A 20603-nucleotide genomic window follows, 5' to 3' on the forward strand; every position below is an offset into this window, starting at 1 on the left:
TATAAAACATAGCCTTATTGCATCTTAAGTAGCTATAAAGCTCTGGATATTTATCTGAATGTTTTACCAAATTCTCTAGTGGGTACTTTCTCGGTTTCTTAATATACTACACCAACAATCCTTTAATTCACTACACCAACAATCCCTTAATTCACTACACGAAAAAATGCCTGTAATTCCGGAATATTCACAGATTGCACTTGTACGGTTAACGATTGATCTAATTCAGTATTATCCTGACGTTGTAACTTAGGCTCTAAAGCAAGGTCTGGCAAAATAACCGTAGTCTTACGCTCATCTTGCATAACCACGACAGCTTCTCCTTGCCAATGTCCTTCATTATTATCATTGCTGTTGTCTTGCTTCTGTTTATATTGATTCAGGTACAGCATGGTCCAATGCTGATTAGAATGTCGCTCAGCTTTACGCGCCGCAAATGATGCTTCATCCGCCAGACCGATCCTTTCTACAAGCTCCTCGTGTCCAAGTAAGGGATGTTGTGCTGATTGTGGATCTTGCGAGGACTGCGTCAAAAATGCCCTGAGCTGTTGGTGCACGATTAAATCCAGATAGCGTCTGATCGGGCTGGTTACACGGGTGTAAATTGGCAGACCAAGCCCAAAGTGTGCAGCCGGTTCTGTGGTATGCCGGGATGCCTTAAAACGACGTCGATAGGCATAATGCTCCGACATTTTTTGCGGATGCTGAATTTCCTCGGGTTCGGGTTGATAGGCATAGGGAATCGGGATGTTATTTTGATGCGCAAATAATGCAACGGCTTCACCCGCTGCCAGCATCGCTTCAGTAACTATCTGACGACTTCCACCTCGACTATAAGGACGAATCGAAATGTCTCCATTATCGACCTTAATATTGACCTCGGGTAAATCCAGCATCGCGGCGTTATTATTGATGCGGCGTTGATGAAAACGATCTGTCAGTGATTTTAATTCAGCAAAGGTGCTGTCCAACTCCTTGTCGGCATCGTCGTAAGTGGTTCGAGTGACGTTAAGCGATGAAAAACACAGCTCGATATCTTCTAACTCGCCATTTTCTGCAATATCAAAGCCAATCGAGAGGGCATTGCTTTGTTCCTGCAAACCAAGTCCAAGCTGTTCGGTGATGCCTTGCGGCAACATGTGAATGGTCTGATCAGGCAAATACACGTTTGTGCCGCGAGCACGCGCTTCAATATCCAACTCAGAATCTGGCGTTACGATTGAAGAAACATCAGCGATATGTACCCATAAACGCTTGCCCTCTATCGAGATGGCATCATCAGGATCTTGATTGCCGACATCATCAATCGCCCAGGCCTGTAAGTGTTGCAGATCGCGCCGACTGGTCTCAACAGCCTCGGGGATTCTACTCTCAGGGTTACTCATATTAACCCCCATGCGACGTGGCCAGGGGTTGTACTCATCTGGCCAATAACCAAGTTTCAATAACAGCGCATGCGCGGCTTCTTTGGTCTCTTGAATACCCACTGCTTTTAATATGCGACTATTTTCCCGCTCACCACAGGCGAGTTGTTCAACCTCAACAAGCTGGGGGTAATCAGCCTCTTCAATGCACCCCTTACTTACTCGCTCAATCAAAGAATCCCAGGCTTGCTGCTGCTCAAGCTTCGATTCGCGTTTTTCTCTATCTGCTGCGATGTCATCCAGCGCACGAGCCTTTATTAGATCCTCTCCAGCAGCGCTTGCGTTATCATCTGCCAGTTCAAAATAAAGACCATCCGTCACCAGCATCCAGCTAGACCATGCGCTTTGCGGAGAAAATTCACCGTATAGAAGATCAGATAATTCACTCAGTGAGACCGCTTCGTCCTCCAGTAATTCCAATGTTTCATTTAAGGTTTGAGGAGGGTCGGGCAACTCCAAATCAAGAGATGATAAATTGCCTGTCGGGCCAGGGTGTAATAGTTTGATGTCCTTATCACGCACCTTTTTTGTAGCTTTTAAGATAGAAATATCAATCTTTTCGCCAACTGTATCTACGATTGCAGCTTTGCTTTTGTAGTAAACCAATGCGCCTTTTTTAAACTCTGACATAGGATGTGGGGCTCTGTTTTTTGGTGAGGATGATATAAACACACCCCCCCGGTTTTAGCCACTTTTTCGTAGCGGAGCTACGAGTTCATTTCTTTTGCGCGGCCAAAAGAAACCGAACCAAAGAAAAGGCCGTTAATTTTACAACGTACTATTACGGGAAGTATGAGGGGAAACAATGGGGCTGAAGGGAACTCGCTCCTTCTTTTGCAAAGAGTCGCTCAAACAACCTTCATCCTAGCCCATTGCTTCTTGAGATTAGTTTTGAATTGAATGGGTTAAAAAAAGTGCCAAGCCGAGTGTTTTTTACGAGACAACGTTGGAATGCAATGACAACGACCCGAAGGGTGAGGTTTTCATTGCATGAATAAAAAAACCTCATAAAAGTAGGGGGGTGACAAATTCATTCAAACAAGTATCTAAGTCCATAGGTGCTACATCCCACATGTTTACTTTTCAGTAGTTTATTGCCTAAATGCCCGTTTTATAGTATAAATTTCGTTATTCGCAAATCGCGAATAGAAAAAATACTAATAAAGAGAAACACAAAAGGGGAACATGTATTTAAAACCACAAGACATTCTGTTCTTGTTAAAGCTTCTAGCAATTAAGAAAGAAAGCTGGGCATATAATTCGTTGGCACTCGAATTAGGCATGAGTACGTCTGAAGTGCATGCATCAGCTAAAAGGTCACTGTATACAAAGCTTGCAATAGAAGACGAGGTTTTTGGTATAAGACCAAATACCATAAATTTATCTGAATTCCTGAATCATGGTATTCAGTATTCGTTTGCACCCCAAAAAGGCGGCATGGTTAGAGGCTTAGCTACCAGTTTTGCCGCAGAACCACTCGCAGAGAAATTTATAGACAATAATGAGTTGCCATCTGTCTGGCCAGACCCAGAAGGAAATATCAGAGGGCTATCATTTTCACCTTTGTACAAGTCAGCACCTAATGCAGCAAAAAAAGATTCAGACTTATATGAATTATTAGTTTTGGTAGATGCAATTCGAGGTGGCGGATCACGCGAAAAGGCTATCGCCATAGAATTACTTGAAGAGAAAATTAAAGCTTACGTAGAGATAAAAAAAGAAGAGATTAAAAATGAATAATCGAAAACGAAACCTGATTGCAAAAATATAGATGCATCATCCTGTTAAGTCACCCCCCACCTTTGAGGCGTTTTTTTAAAAAGTGCCCTAAAGGTGGGGGGTGACAATAAATACTAATTTGTATCAAAGATAATAGTTTTGTTCTATTGGTAATATCAAAACCCAAAAACTTATAACCGCAATGGAAATATTAAATGAGTCAATCGACCAATAAACTCACGTCCCAAATCTGGTCAATTACTGACTTGCTGAAAGGTAACTTCAAGGTCAGTCAATATGTGAAGATCATTATACCTTTGTTATTACTTTGTCGTCTGGACTCTGTTTTCAAAGATTCTAAAAACTCAGTTATAAAAGAGTATGAGAAGTCTAATTGGGAAAGTATTTCAGTTGAAGTTCAAGAGAGAATTCTTCTGCAGGCAACCAATGGGCTTTCATATTTCAATATTTCTCAAATAGATTTTCCGAGCTTAGAAGGCCCAAATCTTGCAAAAGATATAGAAAACTACATTAAAGGATATTCAAAAGATGTGAGGCAGATTTTTGAATGTCTAAGGTTTGTAGACTATTTACACCTACTCAATGATTCAGAACTTTTGTATAAAGTTTTAGAGTTTGTCAGAAAAATGGATTTAACCACTGAAGCTATTTCTGACCAAGAAATGGGCTCTGTTTTTGATCACATAGCTAGAAGGTTTTCTGAAAACTCTCACGGTATGGCATTAGAACACAATTCACCTAACGATATTCTGAGCTTAATGGTGGCACTTGTCTTTAGAGGTACAACTGAAGAACCTATAGGGCCGAATACAACAATCACAATCTATGATCCTACAGTAGGGGAAGGTGGCTTGTTATCAGAAGGAATAAATTATTTTCAAGATTCAAAGAATTTATTAAATATCAATTTGTATGGGCAAGAAATCAATGCTGAAAGTTATGCAATTTCTATGGCATCTCTGCTTATACGAGGACAGGATGTATCAAATATAAGGCTTGGAAACAGTTTGTCTACAGATCAATTCCAGAATGAAAAATTTGACTACATGTTTTGTCACCCTCCTTTTGGTCTAAATTGGAAAACAATAAGCCAATCTATTAGGGACGAATATGAAACAAGAGGTTTTAATGGCCGTTTCGGCCCAGGCTTGCCCCGCATAGGGGATGCATCATTATTATTTTTATTGCATCTTGTAAATAAACTTCGGGGCATTTCAGAAGATGGCTCAAGGATTGCCATAGTATTGAACGGCTCTCCTATGTTTTCAGGTGACGCAGGTAGTGGCGAGTCAGAAATCCGCCGATATATTCTTGAGTCAGATTTATTGGAAAGCATAATAGCTCTTCCAAGTGATTTGTTATTCACTACAGGGATTCCTACATATATATGGATACTTTCAAACAAAAAAACTGAAAACCGTAAGGGTAAAGTGCAGATTATAGATGCTGAAAATCTTTTCAGTAAAATGAGAAAGCCAATAGGCAATAAACGTAACGAAATTCAAAGCTCTCATATTGATACTATCATTCGCAGTCTTGATAGCTTTTCAATAGAGGATATGGAAAGCAGTAATATATTTGAGACTACAGATTTTGGTTATCGTAAAGTAACTGTGATGCTGGATGAAAATACGCGTACCTTTGAAAAGATTCCTTTGAATCAAGATATATATGAGTATTTAAATGAGGAAATACTTCCTTATTCGCCAAATGCAAAAATTGATGAAAGCGTTCGTGATAAGAATGATGGTGGTATAGGAATCGTAGGTTATGAAATAAACTACAATCGAATTAAGCAAGTTAGTCAGATAAATAGGTTAGAAACACAGTATAAGAATTATCAGACCATTAAGTTAAAACATCTTACGTCAGAAAGAAATATTTTAACGTCTGATGGAATGTTTAAGGACACTGCAAACGCTATTTACATTAACAAAAACGGTATTCCCAAAGTAGTATCTAATCTTGCTGATATCAAAGGAAAACATAAAAATAATGTTCAAGTTGTCTTAAAGCATGAAGCTATAAGTGATTATGTTGAATCATTTTTTAAATCAACATTGGGGCAATTGACTCTTTTAGCATCTACTACTGGTGATTATATTCCGCATTTGAACCTTGAAGCGCTTGAAAACCTTGAGATAGCACTCCCAGATATTGATGAGCAAAAAAATGTTGTCAATACACTAACTAAGCTTTTAACACTCCGTGATGCTATTGATCAATTTGATGAAGAATTAGCAATTAGTCCTACTAGCTCTAAAGCGGTAATGAGCCAGCTTGATAGTATGTTGGAAACAATTGGTAGTTTAACTGATGCAGATGCAGTGAGAGGGATAATTCGTGAAGGTGAGACTGAAAAAATCGAATTCAAATCTAGTTTTAGACTCGATTTAAAAAAACAAGAAGTGGCTTCTTATTTAGAAGTTTCTGCTTTAAAAACAGTAGTAGCTTTTTTAAATTCACGAGGTGGAGTGTTACTAATTGGAATTGCTGATGATGGGGAGATTTTAGGTTTGCCAGAAGTGGATAAATTCCATAAGGGTAGTTTTGATAACTTTCTCTTACATTGGAAAAACAAATTAAAGACTAGTATCGGTGAGGAGTTTTATCCGTTTATTAGGACTAAGAGAGTGGATATTGATGATAAATATGTATTAAAAATTGAATGTAACCCTGGAACAAAACCGTGCTACTTAGACGGTAAAGATTTTTATGTAAGAACCAACCCGGCGTCCGATAAATTAGAGGGCCCTAAACTGGTTGATTATGTGAATAACCATTTTAACAAATAAACCACTACTCCCGGATCAAACTAATAATGAATCACGCATCTCACAACAAACTCGTTTCCTTTATCTGGTCCATCGCTGATGACTGTCTTCGCGATGTTTACGTTCGCGGTAAGTATCGCGATGTCATTCTTCCTATGGTTGTTCTACGCCGATTGGATAGCTTACTAGAACCCACAAAAGAAGCTGTGTTAGCTGAAGTTGAATTCCAAAAGAATGAAGCGGGTATGACAGAGCTAGATGGTTCAGCGCTTGTTGAGGTGTCTGGTTATGTCTTCTACAACACCAGCAAATGGACGTTAAAACAGATTAAGAATACGGCAACAAATAATAAGCAAATACTATTAGCAAATGTCGAAGATTATTTAAATGGTTTTAGTGCTAACGTAAAAGAAATCATTGAAAAGTTTGATCTTAAAAGACATGTTCGCCACATGTCAGAAAAAGATGTGTTGTTGAATATTTTAGAAAAATTCACTTCGCCTCATATCAACCTCACTCCTTTTGTCAAAGAAGACCCTGATGGAAACAAACTCCCAGAGCTAAGCAATCTTGGTATGGGCTATGTGTTTGAAGAGTTGATTCGTAAATTCAACGAGGATAACAATGAAGAGGCAGGAGAGCATTTTACACCTCGCGAAGTTATTGAGTTAATGACTCATCTTGTTTTTGATCCAGTGAAAGATAATTTACCACCAGTGATGACTGTTTATGATCCAGCCTGTGGTTCTGGTGGCATGTTGACTGAGTCACAAAATTTTATCAAAGATGAGGAGGGTGCAATTAGAGCCATGGGCGATGTTTACCTTTATGGTAAAGAAATCAACGACGAAACCTACGCTATCTGTAAATCAGACATGATGATCAAGGGTAATGATCCAGCTAATATCCGTTCTGGCTCCACCCTTTCGACCGATGAATTTTCTGATATCCGCTTTGATTTTATGCTCTCTAATCCTCCTTATGGTAAAAGCTGGTCAAGCGAACTGAAATATATTAAGGATGGCAAAGATGTTATTGACCCACGTTTCCAAGTAAAACTTACAGATTATTGGGGTGAAAAGGATACCGTCGATGCCACACCACGCTCCAGCGATGGTCAGTTATTGTTCCTCATGGAAATGGTCAATAAAATAAAACCACTAGCCTCTGCACCTTTAGGTAGTCGTATTGCTTCGGTTCACAATGGCTCTAGCTTGTTTACAGGTGATGCAGGCAGCGGTGAAAGCAATATTCGACGTTACGTTATTGAAAATGATCTTCTTGAAGCGATAATTCAATTACCCAACAATATGTTCTACAACACAGGTATCACTACTTATATATGGCTACTTAGTAATAACAAAGCACAACATCGCCAAGGTAAAGTACAACTGATTGATGCCAGCCAAATGTTTAAAAAGCTACGCAAAAATCTGGGAGATAAAAACTGTGAATTTACACCACAACACATTCAGGAAATTGCCCAAACTTATCTAAAATTTAATGCAATAGAACGGAATATTGAGGAAGAACAAGCAGAAAAAATTGCTGCAAAACTATTTGATAATACAGATTTCGGCTATTACAAAGTTAATATCGAACGTCCAGACCGTCGCAAAGCGCAATTTACTGATGAAGCAATAGAAACACTGCGTTTTGATAAAAATCTACGCGAAGCGATGGAATGGATTTATCTGCAATATGGCGAATTAGTCTACGATAAAGAAACCCTAAAAGAACATCAAAAAGAAATAATCAAAAGACTAGAAGATGACGATATTGAACTCAATACCAAAGCACGAAAGAGGTTGTTAGATCATAAACTCTGGGATAAACATCTGCTTCTATTAGAAACAGCGCAAGCATTGATGAAGGCAATTGGTGCGGAGGAATACAATGATTTTAATGCCTTTAAAACTGAAGTTGATCAAGCTCTAAAAACCCAAAAAATCAAACTCAGTGCCAGTGATAAAAATGCTATTTTAAATTCGGTGAGTTGGTATGACGTAAGTGCTGAAAAAGTTATTAAAAAAGTAGTCAAGCTCAATAGAGATAAGTTGAGTGAACTATTACAGCGTCTTGATGCTAAAGAAGCTGAACTGGCTGATTATGGTTATTTTTCAACTGCCAATAAAAGTGAATTCATCACCTATGAACCTAATTCAGACCTGCGTGATAGCGAAAGCGTACCTATGAAAGATAATATCCATCGCTACTTTTTAGCCGAAGTTAAACCGCATGTGGAAGAAGCATGGGTCAATCTAGAATCTACTAAAATTGGTTATGAAATTAGCTTTAATAAATACTTTTATCAACATAAACCACTACGAAATATCGAAGATGTTTCCAAAGATATTATAAAACTGGAAATACAAGCTGAAGGTTTGATAGCTGAGATTTTAGGCGTATCGGTTGAAGTCTTATCAGGTGTTGATAATGACTGATAGATTTGTGGTAATGCCTAAATATGAGGCTTATAAGGATTCTGGTGCAGAGTGGCTTGGGGATATCCCGATTAATTGGGACCTTCTAGCAAATAAATATATTTTTAAGTTAAAGAAGAACCAAGTAGGAAAAAAATCAAAAGATTATGTCCTGTTATCGCTTACATTGAACGGTGTAATCAAGCGAGACATGGAAAATCCTCAAGGTAAATTTCCTGCTGAATTTGATACTTATCAAGAAGTGAAATCAGGAGATTTTATATTTTGTTTGTTTGATGTAGAAGAAACGCCTAGAGCTGTTGGATTGTCACCTTTTAATGGAATGATTACAGGTGCATATACAGTATTTGAATCAAGAGATATTTTTGATAAAAAATTCTTCTATTATTTCTATCTAAATCTTGATGCTAATAAATTAATGAAGCCCTTATATAAAGGACTACGTAATACAATACCCAAAGAACGATTCTTTGAATTCAAATCTTTCGTACCACCTGCCAAAGAACAAACCGCCATAGCCAATTTTCTCGATCACAAAACCATACAAATAGATCAGGCTATAGCTATCAAAGAAAAACAAATAGAACTACTTAAAGAAAGTAAACAAATCTTAATTCAAAATACAGTTACACAGGGACTAGATCCAAAAGTGCCTATGAAAAACACAGCCGTGGATTGGATTGGGAAGATACCGAAACATTGGAACATAAAAAAACTTGTTCATGTGGCTAAGATAGATTCTGGTGCAACCCCTGATAGAAGTAGACCGGATTATTGGGGAGGTAAAATACCTTGGTTGAAGACTGGTGAGATTAATTACAAATTAATAGAATCGTCTGAAGAATATATAACTGAAGCAGGAATGCGTAATGCTTCAGTTAGATTAGCGCCAGTTGGTACCTTATTGATGGCGATGTATGGTCAAGGTATAACTCGTGGGAGAGTAGCATTACTTGGTATTCAGGCTGCATATAATCAAGCATGTTGCTCAATTCAATTGAATAAAGATTTTTTAAAAGAATACGGGTTAGCATTTTTCACAGCAGCTTATCAACATGTAAGAGACGATGGCAATGAATCTAGTCAAATGAATCTTAGTGCTGGTTACATATCTACTTTAAAAATTACTCTACCTCCGTTACATGAGCAAAAATTAATTGTAAAATTTTTAGAAACTGAAACAAACAGAATCAATATTGCAATTGATTTGCAAAACCAACAGATTGAAAAACTAAAAGAGTACAAAATGACGCTAATAAACAGCGCAGTCACCGGAAAAATAAAAGTCTCATAGGGAATTTATGGTCAGTAAAACCAATGAACAAGCATTAGAGTCATCTATAGAAAAGTACCTAACAGGCTATTGTTTGGAAGAGTTAGATCAGGTTAAAAGTGATGATTTACCATTCAGCCTGAATAATGGATATCAATTGGGTTTGCCACAGAACTTTGATGCCCAGTTTGCTATTGATACTAAATTCTTCTGGCAGTTTTTAGAAAATACGCAGAAGGAAGAGTTAGAAAAAATACAGAAAACGGGTGCTGATTGGCAACGTAAAATTCTGGAGCGTTTTGATCGTTTGGTTAAAAAGAATGGTCTTCTTTCAATTTTAAAAAAAGGGCTAGCCGTTGACGATGCTTACTTTGATTTAATGTATCCCGCTTCTTTAGCCAGTAGTTCAGATAAAATTAAAGAGAATTTTGAGCAGAATATTTTTAGTAGTACTAGACAGGTTCGATATTCAACGATTAATACGCTCGAAGAGATCGACATGGTTTTGTTTATTAATGGCTTGCCATTCGCCTCATTAGAATTAAAGAATCCATGGACAGGTCAAACAGCGCGTTATCACGGACAAAAGCAATATCGTAATGATCGTGATGTAAAACAACCTCTACTGCAATTTGGCCGTTGCTTGGTTCATATGGCGGTTGATACTGATGAAGTCTATATGACGACTAAGTTGGCTGGGAAAAGTACTTTCTTTTTGCCATTTAATAAAGGGAATAATTCAGGTGCGGGTAATCCACCTAATCCCAATGGTCATAAATCATCGTATTTGTGGGAAGAGGTTTTTAGCAAACTCAGTGTGGCTAATATCATCCAGCACTTTGTGCGACTTGATGGCACGAGTAAAGACCCATTAAACAAACGAACCTTGTTTTTCCCGCGTTTCCAACAACTCGATGTGGTACGTAAGTTGATTGCACATACGAGTGAATTCGGCGTTGGACATAGTTATCTAATCCAACATTCGGCGGGTTCGGGTAAATCTAACTCGATCACGTGGGCGGCTTATCAATTAATTGAAACCTATCCACAATCAATGAATATTCCTGGTGCTAAAGATTTAGAGCATCCGTTATTTGATTCGGTGATTGTAGTTACCGATCGCCGTTTGTTGGATAAGCAATTACGCGAAAACATAAAAGACTTTTCTGAAGTTAAAAATATAGTAGCCCCCGCATTTAAATCATCCGATCTTCAAGCAGCATTGCAGTCTGGAAAAAAAATAATCATTACGACAATTCAGAAATTTCCTTTCATTATCGATGGTATCGCAGATCTAAGTGATAAGCGTTTTGCAGTGATCATTGATGAGGCACACAGCTCACAAAGCGGTTCGGCACATGACAATATGAATCGTGCTATGGGCGGTGGTGCTAATGGAGGAAGTGAGAATAACGAAGAAGAAATAGATACACAGGATAAAATTCTGCATGCTATGTCATCGCGGAAAATGAGAGGTAATGCATCTTATTTCGCATTTACAGCAACACCCAAAAATACGACGCTTGAGAAGTTTGGTGAACGCCAAGCAGATAATAGTTTTAAGGCTTTCCATTTATATTCGATGAAACAAGCTATCGAAGAAGGGTTTATTCTTGATGTGTTGTCTAACTACACAACCTATAAGAGTTACTACGAAATTCAAAAATCAATTGAAGATAACCCTTTATTTGATAGTAGTAAGGCACAAAAAAAGCTACGCGCTTTTGTTGAGCAGAATCCAGCGACGATAAAAACTAAAGCTGAGATTATGTTGGATCATTTTATTACTAACGTAGTTAATAAAAAACGACTTAGAGGACAAGCGAGGGGGATGATCATTACCCAAAGCATTGAGTCTGCTATACGTTATTACAAAGCAATTGAAACCGCCTTGAAAGATAAAGGTTATCCATTCCGTGCTCTTGTGGCTTTTTCTGGAACAAAGAAAGTAGACGGTATTGAATATACTGAATCCGATTTGAATGGTTTTTCAGAAAATGATACACGCCATTATTTTGATAAAAACTATAAAGGCGAGAGAGTTCCGAAAGATGTTAACCAGGATAAATACCGTTTATTAATTGTTGCTAATAAATACCTGACTGGATTCGATCAGCCTAAACTTTGCTCGATGTATGTCGATAAAAAGCTACAAGGAGTTCTAGCAGTACAAGCGTTGTCTCGATTAAATCGTTCTTCACCGAAACTTGGTAAGAGAGCTGAAGATTTATTTGTCTTGGATTTCTTTAATTCTGTTGATGATATTAAAAACTCTTTTGATCCTTTTTATACATCAACCAGTCTTACCGAGCCAACCGATGTCAATGTTCTGCATGAGTTAAAAGACTCGCTTGATGAAGTAGGCGTTTATGAGTGGCACGAAGTAGAGAAATTTGTTGAGCTCTATTTTGAAAATGTGGATGCACAGGAACTAAGCCCAATAATTGATGTGGCGGCTAACCGTTTTAATATCGAACTTGAGCTTGAGGATAAAGATAAGGTAGATTTTAAAATTAAGGCCAAGCAGTTCGTGAAAATTTACGGCCAGATGGCATCTATCATGCCTTTTGAAATGGTGACTTGGGAAAAGCTGTTCTGGTTTCTAAAATTTCTAATACCCAAGTTAATAGTAAAAAATCCTGATGTTGAAAAAATAGATGAGTTATTGGAAACCGTTGATCTCTCAACCTATGGTTTAGAGCGAACTAAACTCAATCATGGTATTGGGTTAGATGAAACGGGAACAGAAGTTCAACCTCAAAATCCAAGTCCACGCGGAGTTCATGGCGGTGATGAGGAAGAAGATCCTCTGGATGAAATTATCAGAACCTTTAACGAACGCTGGTTTCAGGGCTGGAGTGCAACACCCGAAGAACAACGCGTGAAACTAGTCCATCTTGCTGACAGTATCAAAGCGCATCCTGACTTCGATGAGAAATATAAAAACAATCCTGATACAACCAATCGGGAAATAGCATTTTCCAAGATTTTCGAAGAAGTTATGCTGAATAATCGCCGTAAAGAATTAGAGCTTTATAAGCTCTATGTGGGTGATGCTGCATTTAAGAAGTCTATGCAGGAAAGCTTAAGAAGATCTGTTGAGATGTAGTAAAAACACACCCCCCTACTTATAGGCACTTTTTCAAAAATATGCCTATAAGTAAAGGAGTGTCATTTTTATATTTATTCTAATTGATACAACTTAAAAAGCACAAAAAGCGAACTGTTCTTCTAATTGTTGGCACAATTAACTTTTGAAGTTAAAGAGAGCAGTGGTCTTATTAATACATTGTTAGAGTATATAAAATGCACATAGCTATAGATGATACTTATGGACCAGAGAATGACACGGGGTCAAAATTCATTACAGGAAAACGTCGTACTCACGTTGCGGTAGTTTTTCCAGACGAGGATGTTAACAATATTCGTGAGCAGATAACTAATTGCTTAGATTATATTGAAAAGCAAACTGGCGTTTTGTCTAAAGAGTTCCACTTTGTAGATATCTATAACAGGAAGGAACCTTGGAATAAATTGCCAGAACATATGAATCTCATATTTTTTGAGTTTTTTGCCGATATATACATTCGCTATCGATGGCCAGTCTATATTCAAACAATTGATGATAGAACCATTGACGATCATAACTTTAGTCAATTACCAAAGAAAATTGAACGCCTAAATCTTTCGAAACGTGATGACCAATCAGTATTTTTTTTGTTGCTTCAAATTAAGATAGATCATAAGGGTAACCCTACTCCAATTAATGTCTTTTTAGACGAGGGGAAATGTAAACCAGGTACTAGTATTGGACAAATTATTTTTCATGATTGGACTGAACCATATAATGGAAGTTATTGCTCATCAGAGACTGAGCCACTTTTACAGATTGCTGATTTTCTTGGTTATTCAATCAATAGATCAACATATTTATCAACAAAGAAAAATCGTACAAATATAGATAATTGGTTCATTGACCTTGTTCATAGCATGAAAATTAACTCAAAACATATACAAAGCTTTACTTTCTCAGAGGATTTTAGTGTTGCCGATTTAGACGAATTTCATAGCAAAGATAGAAAAAATAAAGGGTTGTAATACTCTACGAACTAATGAATTAGGTTACTCGCAGAGTTATATGTCTGCGACGTAAAAGGGGAAATTCACAGAATATAAAAAGAGCCTCGCAAAACATAAATTCCAATCTCGTTTTGAAAAAAAACGAGTTGTCATTCAAAAGTAGGGGGGTGACATTGAGCTTATTTTTAATACGTATAAATATATAAACGGATAGAAACGTAAGGTAATTAATTTAATTCAGTTTTTACTGTTTATCAAAATTTTGAGATTTCAATGTATTTTTAGTATAGGATTCAACTAATCGCGGGTTTAACGAAACAACTTCCAACGCGGTAACCCGTATACGTAGGTTAGATAAGCTTGCGCCATCTGACGCATGAGCTAATAACTGTTCTCAAAAAAATCTATTCCTTAATCACGTAACAGCCTTTCTTGGTATATCTAAACAATGTATTCAATTTTGTTTTTTGAACTTGTTGAATTGATTCGAGACGAACAATTTAAAAATGGATGTTATGATCTTGTCGAGTATTTTTACTTGTATAGCTGCAAATTAAATTTAAGGAGTCATTGAATGAAAAAATTAATCTTACTATCCGTTTTGTTTTTAACTGCTTGTGGTGGGGGTAGTAGCAGTAATGACTTCGATGATTTTGAAAGCATTAGCGCTCAAAGGATTCAAGGTCCTTGGCTATCTGATTGTTATTACGATGTAGACGGTGATTTCTCTTACAGGGAAGAGATCGAATATTATGGTTATGACTATTTTGAAACCCAGTTTTACTTCGATACGGTTGACTGTTCTGGCCCTTCTGATAACGAATATGTTGAAGGTGACATAACTTACTTGGGAGAGTATGCAACAAGTATTTGTATCGGCGAGCAATACATAGTTGACAACCTAACGCTTGAAATTGACGGATTCTTTAGTGATATTCGCGGCTTTAAGGGCATTGCATGTACTTTTGATAATACGCTGTTTATAGGCGAGACTGACATCGACTCTAGTCGACCTACGTCGGTTGATATTTCGTTTCCTTACTATTAGCGGTCGGTTGGGCTGACGTTAGTCAGCCCAACAATCTACAAGCGTATTCAATTTTGTTTGGGGTTCGTAGCTCACCCACCGCAACTCAATCTTCACAAGAAATGTTTAGCCCAATCAATTGATCAATAAAAATCCCGACTATATTGACACATTTCATTCGCCCTTCGGGTCGGTGTCGCGATGCTTCTTCGTTCTCTCGCTTTGCTTGTATGATTGTTTCTACCTTAAACTACGATCATAGTTAGGGCATAGTTAGGGTATCGGGAGGCGGAGGCTCATCGCTGCGCCTCAGCTGACTAAGCGTGATTACCTTAACCAATTATCAGAAAAGTGCCTTAAAGGTGGGGGTGTCATTTATACTGTGTTTCATACAAACTTTGTTTTCACACTAATAATAAACTCCGTTTAGTCGCTTAGTGAAAGGCTTAGTGAAAAGAGTAAAGTTTAGCTTCACTGTCTCGGCTTATAAGCCAAAGAGTCAGTGACCAATTTATAATAAAAATAAGAGAATATGACATGAAATCATACGCAGAATGGATTGCTGAAGTACAAGAAATAAGAGCAATAGATTGGTGGGACATTGCAATTATGTCTGAATATTGGTTGAAAGGTTTGTCACCACAAGAAGCGGTTAATAAACTGTTTTTTTCACCGGCATATTAAAGACACCCTGTTGTACCCCACGAAAAGTGTCCGCTGTATATAAGCGGACCAGAAGGGTTTTTAAACACGCCCGAACCTTCTTTGTTTAATGACTTATGGTTTGTCTATTAATCAATAGGCTTAGACTCGATTGATATTGAAATAACAGTTTTTTAAAGCAGTCCTGTAGGATACAAAAAGTGCCTGAAACTAGGGGGGTGACTAAAAACGAATCCAATTGTATCGATTTAAAAAATTCACTTTCCACTTCGCACTTTCCACATTCAATAGTCATATTTTTTGTCGAGAATTATTATGGTTGCTGTGTAAATAACTCTGATTTAAATGATTTATATGTCGATCAATTTTAGGTATCTATTCCAATTTTTCCTGCACTAATCTCCCTTAATCTAAACTTAACAAGGACTTAGCGAAATCGGCGCTTTAAATAGGTGTTTTTTTCGATTTATACACAAGCAAAAAAGCAAGTGTTAAATTGTCATAAAAATGAAACATCCGCTCTTTTTATGGTTTTATTGATTAATAAGTCGCTGTAAGATATTGAATAATATAGGATAATAGCAACTGGTCAAAAATTGACCAATTAGTAAAAACCCCTTTTGTGACGCGGTTCTTAGGATTAATTCACAGTGATATACACAGACTTATCCACAGATATTGTGGACAAGTTTTGGTGAAAATAATGTCAAGTTTTTTTAATTGCAGAAATGAAAATATTTTTCTGGATTTTATGAACTTTTTAGTGAGATAAAATTGTTAAGAGGTGAAAAATCTTGCGCAGGATAAATGTAATTTTCGTTTTTATAGCTGACTCGTAGGACGAGTGATACTCGTTTGTTTTGCGGAGGTACTTTTATAATAAATAAACGGGTTTGAGACTTTTCGGTCTTGATGGCTAAGTGAATTTTTTATGGTTTCTTTAATGACATTCTCAGTAGCACTTTCATTTATATTTTCACTAACTTCTTCTGCCTCCATTTTATTGTAGAGAGCTACTTCATTTTTTATCCGGCCATATAAGCGGCCAAAACCTTTCCTGTGTTTATTTTTATATGTTTTATTTATATTATAAAACAGATGCTTATGGCATATTTAAAGCGGCCATAAATGCGGCCATAGTTTGATATATGTTAAAGGTCTGACTTTTTTGATTAGAGAAATATAAATTATGGGTACATCTATTTCGGCGTTGGCTCCCTTTATACCTAGTGATAAAGCTCTGGGGGAGTCGTTATTACCCGATAAGGCTGTAGATTTAAATAAACAGTCTGCTGGGTTAATGGGGCAATTATCCCCAATAACGCTTGCAACGTTATCGCAATATATGTCTGTCATTAATTCATATTATTCTAATCTGATTGAGGGCAATCCGACCCCGCCTCATGAGATTAGGGCGGCACAACGAGAAGAATATAGTGATGATCCATCAAAACGTGATTTACAGATGGAGTCTTTGGCGCATATTGCCGTTCAACAATGGTTGCGTGAGCAAAGTCATGATCTGGATACGATTTATAGTTCGGAGTTTATTAAAGAATTGCATTTACGATTTTATCAACAGGTACCTGAAAGTTTATGGCTGATCAGAAATAACAAAGGTGAAGTGGTTGATAAGGTGGTGCCGGGTGAGTGGCGAAAACGCAGGGTAGATGTGGGGCGGCATATTGCTCCGGATCATGAAAATGTGGACGACTTAATGAAGCGCTTTTGTGAAATCTACCATCCTAAAAAATATCAGGGTGACCGTAAGTTGATTGCTGTGATGGCTGCGCATCATCGTTTTGCATGGATTCATCCATTTATTGACGGTAATGGTCGTGTGGGAAGGTTGTTTACTGATGTGGCATTAAAAGCTGTCGGTCTAGAAAGCTATGGAGCATGGTGTTTAAGCAGAGGTTTAGCTAAAAGCTCTAATGAATATAAGGCTTTTCTTGCAGCGGCGGATGCTTCTCGCCAGGGTGACCTTGATGGCCGTGGTGCCTTAACTGAAAAAGGCTTGCTTAACTTTAGTGATTATATGCTGAGTACTGCTATTGATCAGGTTTCGTATATTAGTGGCTTACTCGACCTTAAAGATTTACGTAAACGTATTAAAAGTTATGTGCTTGCACGCAATGATTATCGTGTACCCGGGATGTCAGAGAGTTTAAAAACAAATGCTATTTTAGTTTTACATACTGCTTTTATTCATGGAGAGCTTGAACGTGCTGAGGCATTGGAGTTATGTGCGATGCCAGAGCGCAGCGCGAGACGTTTATTGAGCCAGTTAAAAAGCGAAGGGTTGTTAAGCGAAACTACTAGTAAATCACCTTTGCGTTGGGAGATACCTGAACATGCAGAGCCATGGTATTTTCCTCAACTTTCACCAGGAATGTAATGGGGTGTAATGAAAACTGATATTGATGTTAAGAGAGCCGCTGTCGGTAAGAAAAATACACCCTGTAAAGTCACCCCTTACTTTTATGAAGGTGAAACTCAAGCCTTTATTTTCATTCGGTTTTTGCGATAAATCTTCTATTTTCTCTCGCTTTTATTAACTTACCTTAATTTTATAATGCAACTTTTTCCAGTATAGTCTTCTCCAATACTTATGTTTGGCCATCGAAAAAACATATCAGTAAATAACACAACAATAAATTGAGGAAACCCTATGAAACTGACTAAAACACTAATCGCCACTGCTTTGACATTTTTTTCTTATAATGCTTTCGCGAGTGAGAATGAAAATAATGCGCATGAGGAGGGGGAGAAATTATACCAGGCGCAGTGTGAGTCTTGCCATGGAGCTACGGGCGGTATGGATATTGATAAACGTATTGCGCCACCGATTGCGGGCGTTAGGATGCACTACGTTAGCGTTCATCCGGATAAGGATGCGTTTGTTGCTGCGGTTAGCGGCTGGCTGGCGAGTCAGGATGAGGCTAAAAGCCTGATGCCTGGGGCGATTCAACGATTTAAACTGATGCCACCCCTTGAGATTGCGCTTGAGGATGCTGAAAAAATTGCAGCCTATATCTATGAAGGTGATATTGAAAAGCTTGAGGGCTTTGATAAACACGTTGAAGAGATGCATGGCAAAGGTATGCAGGGAATGACCTGTAATGAAATGCAAGGCAAAGGCCAAGATGAGGATCAAGAACAAGGTCAGGGTCAAAGCCAAGGTCAGGGAATGAATTGTAAAGGCATGCATGGCAAAGGCATGTACGGAAAAGGTCAGGGAATGCATGGCAAGGGTATGAACGGAAAGGGTATGCAAGGAAATGGTCAGGGAATGTATTGCAAAGGCATGCACGGAATGGGTCAGGGAATGTATGGCAAAGGTATGAACGGAAAGGCTATGCACGGAATGGGTAAAGGAATGCATGGCAATAATATGCATGGAATGAATATGCCAAATATGGGCAATATGGCAGGTAATGGAATGCACGGCATGATGCCTAAAATGGGTACTAAGCCTCGTGGACCTGGAATCTCACCTGCTGATATGAAAGCCAAATTGATGCAACAGTTTAATCTTTCTGCGGAACAGATGGCGAAAATGGAAACCCTGATGCAGGAGAAAAGCGCCACCATGCAATCGTTAAGTCAGCAACAGCACGCTTTAAAACAGAAATTCATGGCACTTGATACCAGCAGCCCAAGTTATAAAGCAGATATCTTTGCTCTGGCAAAAGAGGAAGCAACACTGGCAAGCCGCAAGACAGTCGAAAAAGGTGAAATGCGCTTTAAAATGGATTCACTGTTAAGCCCAGAGCAACGTCAAAGGTTCGCACAGATGAGAGCCAGAAAAACCGAAATGAAACAGCGTATGCGTCAAAGAATACATCACAGTATGAAAAACCGAATGAATCAAGGTATGAATAACGGAATGCCATCAAACGGAATGCCGAATATGAGTATGCCTTCAATGCGTATGCCATCTAGTGAAATGCCGTCATGGGAAATGTACCAAGGCCAAATGCCAGAGATGAAAATGCCAACTATTGGCAATCCTCCACTGTCTATCCCTGAAATGGAAAAGCCAGAAGCGACAGCTCCAGAAGCAACACCGCCAAAGAGTGAGTAACATCTAAAACTCATCAATCAGTTTTCTGGATCGGATAATCTTCTGGTTAAGAACATCGAGTCAAACCTCTTTTTTATGAAATGTGTAATTAAGAGGGGTGGCTCGATTGTTTTGAGTCAATGAAGCCCTTGTTTGAAAAGATACCTATTGAAAGTTTGGTGTATGCGAATCAAGAAGGGTATATCGCTAATAATAACAACTCGACCCCCCAAGTGACCCCCCAAGTTACCCCCCAAGTTGAAAAGCTAATTTCTGTGATGGATGAGATAAAGGGGGATGAAGTCTTTAAAAAAATGTGCCTGAGTTCCGCATAAATTCTTTAAGTCATTTCAAACAATGAAATAAAAAACCGCCTATAAGTAGGGGGGTGACTTTATTTCACTGTTCCCAACAACTATAAATTGAATCCACTGCATTTCTATCCTACTCTCCGCTTTATGACTTTTCTAATTATTAATGCCGCGATGTTGGCAGTATTTATCCCGACTTTTTTGTTCGTTTCTACGACGCCGGGCATGTGTATGACCTTGTCTATGACATTGGGTATGACGATTGGCGTGCGTAAGACATTCTGGATGATGGCGGGCGAGTTGATTGGGGTTGGTTCGGTGGTGGTGTTGTCCATGATCGGGGTGGCTGCGATTATGCTGAAGTACCCGGATTTCTTTACCGTTTTTAAGTGGGCGGGTGGTTTGTATCTGGGTTATATCGGGATTCAGATGTGGCGTTCTCGTGGACGTTTGGCGATTCAGGAGGTGTCTGAGGAGGGCGTACAGGTTTCGCGCTTGTCACTGGCAACTCAGGGCTTTGTAACGGCTATCGCTAACCCTAAGGGCTGGGCGTTTTTCGTGGCGTTATTGCCGCCATTTATTGATCAGTCATTACCGTTATTGCCGCAGTTGTCTGTGTTGCTATTGATTATTCTAACCATCGAATTTATCTCTTTAACCTTATACGCAATCGGCGGTCAATCGCTGGCGCATTTATTACGTGAGCGCAGTAATGTGCGCATTATGAATCGTATTGCGGGTACGCTGATGATTGGCGTGGGTATCTGGCTGATTACAACTTAAACGATATAGGTAATACAC

General features: G+C 38.4%; 13 protein-coding genes. 12 read left to right on the forward strand and 1 reads right to left on the reverse strand.

Annotated elements, in window-relative coordinates; all coding sequences use genetic code 11:
* Window positions 1-146: 146 nt before the first annotated feature.
* The gene (locus tag Q1A31_RS04165) at window positions 147-2054 is read right to left on the reverse strand and encodes a ribonuclease catalytic domain-containing protein (protein WP_299872797.1); all 1908 of its coding nucleotides are present in this window, start codon (window positions 2052-2054) and stop codon (window positions 147-149) included.
* Window positions 2055-2609: 555 nt separating this feature from the next.
* Here Q1A31_RS04165 and Q1A31_RS04170 point away from each other — a divergent pair.
* The 12 genes from Q1A31_RS04170 (at window position 2610) to Q1A31_RS04225 (ending at window position 20585) form a co-directional block, all read left to right on the forward strand.
* Window positions 2610-3164, forward strand: a complete 555-nt coding sequence (locus Q1A31_RS04170; protein ID WP_299872800.1) for a hypothetical protein — start codon at window positions 2610-2612, stop codon at window positions 3162-3164.
* Window positions 3165-3358: 194 nt separating this feature from the next.
* Window positions 3359-5959 carry an N-6 DNA methylase gene (locus Q1A31_RS04175; RefSeq protein WP_299872803.1) on the forward strand — a complete coding sequence of 867 codons (2601 nt, stop codon included), beginning with the start codon at window positions 3359-3361 and terminating at the stop codon, window positions 5957-5959.
* 26 nt (window positions 5960-5985) lie between these two features.
* Window positions 5986-8382 (forward strand): N-6 DNA methylase, encoded by a 2397-nt coding sequence (locus Q1A31_RS04180; RefSeq protein ID WP_299872806.1) that lies wholly within the window; start codon window positions 5986-5988, stop codon window positions 8380-8382.
* Window positions 8375-9676 (forward strand): restriction endonuclease subunit S, encoded by a 1302-nt coding sequence (locus Q1A31_RS04185; protein ID WP_299872809.1) that lies wholly within the window; start codon window positions 8375-8377, stop codon window positions 9674-9676. The genes Q1A31_RS04180 and Q1A31_RS04185 overlap by 8 nt, the downstream gene beginning before the upstream one ends.
* A 7-nt stretch (window positions 9677-9683) precedes the next feature.
* A complete protein-coding gene (locus Q1A31_RS04190; RefSeq protein ID WP_299872811.1) occupies window positions 9684-12764 on the forward strand; it encodes a type I restriction endonuclease subunit R in 3081 nt (1026 codons plus the stop codon).
* A gap of 197 nt (window positions 12765-12961) precedes the next feature.
* Entirely contained in the window at window positions 12962-13753 is a 792-nt protein-coding gene (locus Q1A31_RS04195) for a hypothetical protein (RefSeq protein ID WP_299872814.1), read from the forward strand.
* Between the two features lie 556 nt (window positions 13754-14309).
* Window positions 14310-14783: a hypothetical protein gene (locus Q1A31_RS04200; RefSeq protein WP_299872817.1), complete on the forward strand. Its 474-nt coding sequence runs from the start codon at window positions 14310-14312 to the stop codon at window positions 14781-14783.
* Window positions 14784-15299: 516 nt separating this feature from the next.
* Window positions 15300-15446, forward strand: coding sequence for a hypothetical protein (locus Q1A31_RS04205; RefSeq protein WP_299872820.1), 147 nt, complete (start codon window positions 15300-15302; stop codon window positions 15444-15446).
* Window positions 15447-16614: 1168 nt separating this feature from the next.
* Entirely contained in the window at window positions 16615-17823 is a 1209-nt protein-coding gene (locus tag Q1A31_RS04210) for a Fic family protein (protein ID WP_299872822.1), read from the forward strand.
* Window positions 17824-17832: 9 nt separating this feature from the next.
* Window positions 17833-17955 (forward strand): hypothetical protein, encoded by a 123-nt coding sequence (locus Q1A31_RS04215; protein ID WP_299872825.1) that lies wholly within the window; start codon window positions 17833-17835, stop codon window positions 17953-17955.
* A gap of 141 nt (window positions 17956-18096) precedes the next feature.
* On the forward strand, window positions 18097-19512 hold the full coding sequence (locus Q1A31_RS04220; RefSeq protein ID WP_299872828.1) for a c-type cytochrome: 1416 nt from the start codon (window positions 18097-18099) through the stop codon (window positions 19510-19512).
* A gap of 464 nt (window positions 19513-19976) precedes the next feature.
* On the forward strand, window positions 19977-20585 hold the full coding sequence (locus Q1A31_RS04225) for a LysE family translocator (protein WP_299873054.1): 609 nt from the start codon (window positions 19977-19979) through the stop codon (window positions 20583-20585).
* The last annotated feature ends 18 nt before the right edge of the window (window positions 20586-20603 follow it).

This window comes from uncultured Cocleimonas sp. (genome assembly GCF_947495625.1).
In the GTDB taxonomy this organism is placed as follows: Bacteria; Pseudomonadota; Gammaproteobacteria; order Thiotrichales; family Thiotrichaceae; genus Cocleimonas.